Origin of the sequence: Bacillus sp. VT 712, assembly GCF_001614195.1 — a bacterium.
In the GTDB taxonomy this organism is placed as follows: Bacteria; Bacillota; Bacilli; order Bacillales; family Bacillaceae_H; genus Priestia; species Priestia flexa.
Genome location: NZ_LWBK01000015.1, coordinates 126,385 through 132,384, shown reverse-complemented (window position 1 = coordinate 132,384; position 6,000 = coordinate 126,385). Strand labels below are relative to the sequence as shown.

The 6,000-nt window shown below is 41.5% G+C and carries 8 protein-coding genes and 1 pseudogene; all 9 read right to left on the bottom strand.

Going from position 1 to position 6,000, the window contains the following annotated elements; translation table 11 throughout:
* Positions 1-42: 42 nt before the first annotated feature.
* Positions 43-135 (bottom strand): annotated as a pseudogene (locus A2U94_RS20620) (iron-sulfur cluster assembly accessory protein); the annotation flags it as partial.
* A gap of 242 nt (positions 136-377) precedes the next feature.
* Entirely contained in the window at positions 378-959 is a 582-nt protein-coding gene (locus tag A2U94_RS09780; protein ID WP_025909388.1) for a hypothetical protein, read from the bottom strand.
* On the bottom strand, positions 946-1,098 hold the full coding sequence (locus A2U94_RS09775) for a hypothetical protein (RefSeq protein ID WP_156482238.1): 153 nt from the start codon (positions 1,096-1,098) through the stop codon (positions 946-948). The genes A2U94_RS09780 and A2U94_RS09775 overlap by 14 nt, the downstream gene beginning before the upstream one ends.
* Positions 1,099-1,260: 162 nt before the next feature.
* Positions 1,261-3,231, bottom strand: a complete 1,971-nt coding sequence (locus A2U94_RS09770; protein WP_156482236.1) for a phage tail protein — start codon at positions 3,229-3,231, stop codon at positions 1,261-1,263.
* Between the two features lie 275 nt (positions 3,232-3,506).
* Positions 3,507-3,869, bottom strand: coding sequence for a hypothetical protein (locus A2U94_RS09765; RefSeq protein ID WP_025909391.1), 363 nt, complete (start codon positions 3,867-3,869; stop codon positions 3,507-3,509).
* Between the two features lie 246 nt (positions 3,870-4,115).
* Positions 4,116-4,820: a hypothetical protein gene (locus A2U94_RS09760; RefSeq protein WP_025909392.1), complete on the bottom strand. Its 705-nt coding sequence runs from the start codon at positions 4,818-4,820 to the stop codon at positions 4,116-4,118.
* 124 nt (positions 4,821-4,944) lie between these two features.
* A complete protein-coding gene (locus A2U94_RS09755; RefSeq protein ID WP_025909393.1) occupies positions 4,945-5,211 on the bottom strand; it encodes a hypothetical protein in 267 nt (88 codons plus the stop codon).
* Positions 5,211-5,372, bottom strand: coding sequence for a hypothetical protein (locus tag A2U94_RS21140; RefSeq protein WP_156482234.1), 162 nt, complete (start codon positions 5,370-5,372; stop codon positions 5,211-5,213). The genes A2U94_RS09755 and A2U94_RS21140 overlap by 1 nt, the downstream gene beginning before the upstream one ends.
* Before the next feature lie 106 nt (positions 5,373-5,478).
* Positions 5,479-5,991, bottom strand: a complete 513-nt coding sequence (locus tag A2U94_RS09750) for a hypothetical protein (protein ID WP_025909394.1) — start codon at positions 5,989-5,991, stop codon at positions 5,479-5,481.
* Between the last annotated feature and the right edge of the window lie 9 nt (positions 5,992-6,000).

Genomic DNA, 6,000 nt, shown 5'->3' with positions numbered 1-6,000 from the left:
AAGGACTGAACTACTTATGTCTCAGTCTCTTTTAGCACCTTATTAACACTCTTCCGGTGTACCAGCGTTCGCTGCCGTGCGGAATGAAGATCCACAGCCGCATGATGCAATGGCATTTGGATTATCAATTGTAAATTAGCGTTCATGCTTACGTTAGCTTGAATCGCAATAATATCAACGTTTATAGCCGTTTTGGACGACTGTTTATATTCGAACGGATTGATTTCAACGTCATTACTTAACGGTGAATATCGTTAACTTAATAATACCCAAATGTTTCTAGTTAATCAATAGGTTATAACAAACAAAGCGTTAATACTTCAAAATAGGTAAACTAATATTACATAGCAAATAAAAAAAAACAACCGTAACTGCGGTTATTTTTTGTTATTAGTATGGTAGTCTCTATGCCTACCTCCGGTGTAATAAACATTCTTAATATTCGGTAATTTCTTTTCAAGAGTAACCAAGTTTCGGGCCAGCCTTGCATCCACCGTTAAGAAGCTTGTACCGTACAAATTAGCAATAGAAGCATTCACCGAGTCAGCAGAACCTAAGATAGAATAGGTCTGTATTTGAGCTAGCGTACTTTCTTTATCTCCTTCTAATACTAAAAGAACTTCATTTTCAATAAGTGTTTGAAGATTACTGACAATTTTCTTTTCTAAAACTTGTTCATCTTGTTCAGAAAAATCTTGGGTTTTTTCAGGAAATGCTTTTAGATATTGTTTTAAAGGTTTACTCGCTAAATTAGTGACCTCGTTCACGATTGTAGGATTCACATATAAGAACATATTATTATCATTCTCTAGAATGTGATTCATGAATAGTGAGGTCACTGTATTGTAGTATGCGTCGTACTCATTATAGTAAGCAAACAAAATACCTGTATCAATTAGAATATCTTCTTCAGGTTCGAAGCCTGAAAAGCCAAGATTATTAAAATCAATTATGTTCATACTTCCACCATTCTAGAACTTTGTTTAAGTCAACATTGGCTGACGCACTCCCCATTTGACTTTTTAGCAACTTCTTTTTGTTAGTTGATAATCCAGTATGTTTAGACTTATCAATTGACTTAATAGCAGTTGCATTCATCTTATTCTTCTCCTCCTTGTTACGCATGGACGTGCACCTCCGAACATTAGTATAGTTGGGTACAAGTATACGCTACATTTGATTAAATTATACCATTTGTTGTCAAAATGTAAACAAAAATGAACATTTTAATTATTACAAAAAAATTCGTAATAATCGCACCTACTTACCGCGTAAAGCACTACCTATGATGTATGAAGAAGCATTGCGTGATTCAACGGCTGACCAAACATCATCACCGTCAAAGTTGTTCGAAACGGTTACGTAGATTACCTGCTGTTGTTGAGTCGCTCTAGTCGAGGCATAAGGTGCGCTAGTATCGGTTTGTGGGAGTGTCGGCATCGCGGGAGTCATCCATCGCGTCATATCCGCGACTTTATTCAACGTGCTGCGACGCTCCTTGTCTAAACCGATTTGGAAACCGATTAATAAGTTTTTACCGATCATATCACGCATCCAACGTGATGGTGAATGTACTTTAAATGCTCCTGCGATTGTGTCTTTGATTTCGCCCGCGAGTTCACTTGCTTTCGTAATAGCCGCGCTTGCCATTGACCCTATGCCATCGATTAAGCCTTGAATGATGTCTTTACCGATTTGGAAAAGGTCAATTCCTTCGAAAAACGCCTCTACCTTAGCCCAAATATCCTCGATTTTATCTTTCGCCGCGTTCATTTTCGTATCAACTGCGCTCTTAAGCTTCTCGAAGCCGTTTTCTACGCTAGTTTTGACATTATCGACTGCAGCTTTAACCTTCGTCTTTATCGCTTCCCACACCTCGCTGACCTTCGTCTTGATGGCTTCCCAAACGGTAGTAAAGATTGTTTTAACTAAGTCTAGGCCGGTTTTCACAATACTACTTACGAAGTTAATTCCGATGCTAACAATGGATTTTAAGAAACTCCACGCAGCCGATACGATTTGCTTCACGCCCTCCCACATTAGGTCAAAGTCTCCGGTTAGGAGTCCTGCAAATACTTTTACAAGCCCCATAACGATGTTTATTGCCGTATTTACGATTGTCTTGATAACTTCCCAAGCTGTTTGAAAGACCGTTTGAATAATAGCCCACGCAGCCTGTATGAAAGGCGTTAATACCGCGAAGGCATTCATTACAATCATTTGGATAAACGCAAATGCGTTCTGCATAGCCTGTATAATTTGCGTCCCGTGTTGATCCCAAAACGCTTTAATCTCAGCTAACTTCGTCATTACAAACGCTTTAACTGCTTCGAACGCTGGCGTTATTATCGTCAGTAATCCCTGGAATACTTCAATGGCTTTCGCTTTAATCGCTTCCCAGGCCGTTATGACACCGTTTCTGAACCCTTCATTCGTATTCCAAAGGTATACTAAGCCGGCTGTTAACGCTACGATTGCTGCAGCTACGATCCAAACGGTCGCACTCATCGCAGCTAAACCGGTTACTAATGGAGCGATCATCGTCCAAACGGATGCGAACGCTGCTTTGAATCCTGCGAGTAGGCCTATTCCGATAGCTAACGGACTTAGTAATAACGTGAGCGCCGGTACCAGCATTACGATTCCCTGTAACACTTTCGCCATTGTAGGATGGGCGTTATTGAACGCTATAGCCATTTGCGCTATGGTATCAATAAAGTCGTAAACTTTGATCATAACGGCTCCGAACACATCCACCATCGGCTGAAGCGCCTGCCGTACCGACGATTTCATGCGGTTAAACGCTTCTTCGTAACCTGCCACGCTATCCATCGCTGCCTTGTGCATCGCGCCATAAGCAAGTACCGACGTTGCTGCAGCCGCAAGAGCTACCATTTGAAATCGCATTACGCCTCGGTTAATTAATTGCTGCATATCGTAAAGCTCTTTCATATTTGCGGTAGGTCCAAGCATCTGAAGCGCTAGTACTGACGCGTGCCCTCGATTAGCGATTTTGTTCATCGTATCGGCTACTTTCAATCCAGCTTGGTTAACGCTTAGTAACGGGTTTGACATACGTGAGTAATTAGACGAAATCTTCTCCGCCTGTGTACTCATATTCGTCATTTCGCCAATTGTAGCGAAGAATTCGCCTTTCATTATACTGTTGTTTTTAATCATATTGTCCGTGATTGTCTTTTGCGTTTTACCTAGCTTCTCGATTTCGGTCATTAACTCGCCCGTCTTACCGGCGTATTGATCGGATGATTGACCCAACTTAAAAAAGCCGTACTCGACGGCTAGTTGTTCGGTTTTGAATATCTGCATATCTCGCTTGGCTTCTTTATATGCGTTTGCCATTTCGGAAGCCATCGACACAGTACTATCGGATAGCTTGCCAACGCTTGCGCTGATACTGTTTGTGACGCTTGTAAGATTCCGACTTACGGAATTCATAGTCGAGCTGAAATCGTCGATTGCTTGGATACGGTAAGAGATATTAAGGCTCATCGCTTCTCACCAGCTTTTATAAGAATCTCGCGATATTCGTTCAGTAGCTTTCCGCCTTCGTCTAAAAGGGCGCTAGACCGGTTATAATCGCTCATTTGGATGGCTGTTAAGGCCTTAATATAAGTACGAAAGACTTCCGCAAGCTTGTGCGAATTAAAATACCGGTTTTCAAACTTAGTAAGCTTCGTTTCGTGCAGCTTTCTTAGGCCTTCTTTTAAGCGTTCTATAGCGTTCGGGACGAGGTCATCAAGGTCTGACGGCTGTCTTACAGTTTGTAAACCCGAGCTGATTTGCCCGATTGTGTTCATTAGATAATTCACTGCGATGTTTTCTATCTCGTTGAATCGCTTTTCATTCATTTCTTTCACTTCCTTTGTTTGTTTTTTGTAGGAGATGATGCGCGGCTATATACGAAAAAAGACGCCCGATGAAGGGCGCCTACACTGTGTATTGGACGATAATTACACCGTCTTCATTTTCCACGCTGTGAATCATTTTAAAATCCTCGCGCTTCAGCCATTCGATATAGGGTTTCTCACTCTCGAAAGCTAGCGTTTTTATACGTGTTCCTGCTGTGCGACTATAGCTCGACTTGTTTATCGATCTCATTTAGTGCCTCTATACGTCGGATGCGTCATTTTTAGGTGTTTCAACGGCAGGTCCGCACTGTCCGGTAGTGCCTGGGCGATTTTAACTGGCAGTAACTCGCCGGACTTAACCGCATCGAGCTCCATATACAAGCTACGAGCCTTCTTGACGACTGCTGAATCGTTTGTAGCTTCCGTAATTCGGCCTACTTCCTGCAATAACGCGAGTTTTCTACTGTCCGTCATATAAGGAGCCTGCTCAATTAACGTATCGATGACGCCTGTATTACCGAACTTAATCGACGCGATTGTTTCCGTTACAACGTCTCGAGCAGCCTTACGTTCGTCTTCCGATATATATCTGCGCTTATTAGCTAAGTCGCGCATAGCTGACTCTTTAGTGCTTGCAACAATTGCTTCGTACTTGCTGTTTAACGCTGCTACTTCCGTTTCAAGCTCAGCTTTCATTTGTTTTGAATAATAATCGATTGCACCTTCGACTTTGTAAACCGGATCTTCACTCTTAGTCATTGCATCGTATTTCTTACGGTAGTCAGCGACTAACCTTTCAATTGCGTTTTCGATTTCGTCTAGGTTCGATAAGCTTACTGGGATTGCTTTGCCGGATGCCTCTAGGTGCATTGCTTCGGTAACGTCCATTTGCTGAATCGACTGGGACGGTAACCCTTCGTGATCTGCTGTTAAAAATACTTTTTTGTTCATAATACTCTCTCCTTATTGTTGGTTTAGTTTGTAAAAACGGTTTATTAGATAGGCGAATTTGGTGCCTTAGTGTCGTCTTGAATACTATTAGTCTCCGATCGTCAAATTCGCCTAAAATGTCTATCTAGTCGTTCAAACGACGTGCTCTCATTTTCGCTAAGTGATCTTGCTGTTTCTCAGATGGAACGTTGTACAACCGCACCTGACTGGGTGCCAAATAGCCTTCGATATCAATAACCATTCCATCATCGTCTGTGTATGCCCTAGTAACCTCGCCAACCTTCGTTAATTGGTCAATATGCTGCTTTGATGTGCAACGGAATTTCCACTGTTTTTGCACAGCATCGTATAGTAGTAGCGTTTCTTGTTCTTCTTTCGGATAAAAACCCATCAATACCACTCCTTCTCTTCGATAATTTCTTCCTCTTCTTCTTCGTACCTGGGTTCTGGCAGGTACTCAATTGTCCCATCACGATAAAGAATTGCTTTTCGGACCGTTTCAAAATTGTTGCCCCAATGCTCATAAACATCAATTACTTCTCCGATTTTCAATGTTTGCTACCTCCTGGCCAACGCGATAAATTTAAAATAGATATTTTTATTGTTTATAAGGGAATCCAGTTAAGACCCCCCTCTACCTATACCTTTTTGTCGCCACTTAAATTTCATCTCGTTTATCTCCATGGTAGTCCGGCAACCTTTTTGTTTTACGCTTATTGCCTGTACCGTAACCGTCTTTTCCGTTGTGGATATAATCTAATCTTGACAAGCTCATTGGCCTTTCAAACTTCCAACCTATTTTCAACATTGCATACTCGTTCGCCCAAAATGGGTAATCCAACCACCAAAGATATAAATCTTGTAGCCTTTCTTTTTTAGGTTTTGGATTAAACAGCGCTTTTTCCGCACGCCTTTTTGCAGTTTGTAACGTTTTATATGATGTTTTGCAGTCGTCACAGCAAGTCCGCTTCGTATTTCGTAAGCTTTCGTCATAAAACCAGTAATTGCAGTAGTCACAACGCTTAATTCTCTTCTGATTTGGTTCGTTTAAGTCTCCATTTAGAAAAGCTGGTAACAAAGCCGAAATTTCATCACGTGTTTTTCCTACGAAAATTTGATCCGCGTAGCTAATTGCCCCTTTTCCTGGATCTCGATATGTGTTATTTAACATTGGCAGCTC